The 396-nt window shown below is 70.2% G+C and carries 1 protein-coding gene; it reads left to right on the top strand.

What is annotated here, in order from left to right:
• A partial coding sequence (locus tag I6F37_RS43585; protein WP_225154923.1) for an exodeoxyribonuclease V subunit gamma occupies positions 1-396 on the top strand: 396 nt, incomplete at both ends.

Consider the following 396-nt stretch of genomic DNA (forward strand, 5'->3'; position numbering starts at 1 on the left):
GTTGCGGAGCTCGCGGATCCGTTACCGCTGGGACCGCGCAGCTCGGACCGGACGGCGAAGCTGGTCGGGCATCCGCTCCTGAGTTATCTCGGGCGCGACCTCCGCGAACTCCAGGTCACTCTGCAGGCCCAGACCGAGATCGCCGTCGATCTGCACCATCCCGCGCCCGCCGGGTCGCCCGACGCCGGGCCCGTCACTTCCTCCACAACGGTGTTGGGCCGGCTGCAGGCGGACCTGACCGCCAACCGGGACCCGGAGGAGGCCGAAGACCGCCCGATGCTCCGTACGACCGACGACAGCGTGGCCGTCCACGCGAGCTACGGCCCTGATCGGCAGGTCGAAGTGCTGCGTGAGGTACTCGTCGGCCTGCTGGCCGACGAGTACCTCACGCAGCAC

Origin of the sequence: Bradyrhizobium sp. NBAIM08 (assembly GCF_020193935.1) — a bacterium.
GTDB classification, from domain to species: Bacteria; Pseudomonadota; Alphaproteobacteria; order Rhizobiales; family Xanthobacteraceae; genus Bradyrhizobium; species Bradyrhizobium yuanmingense.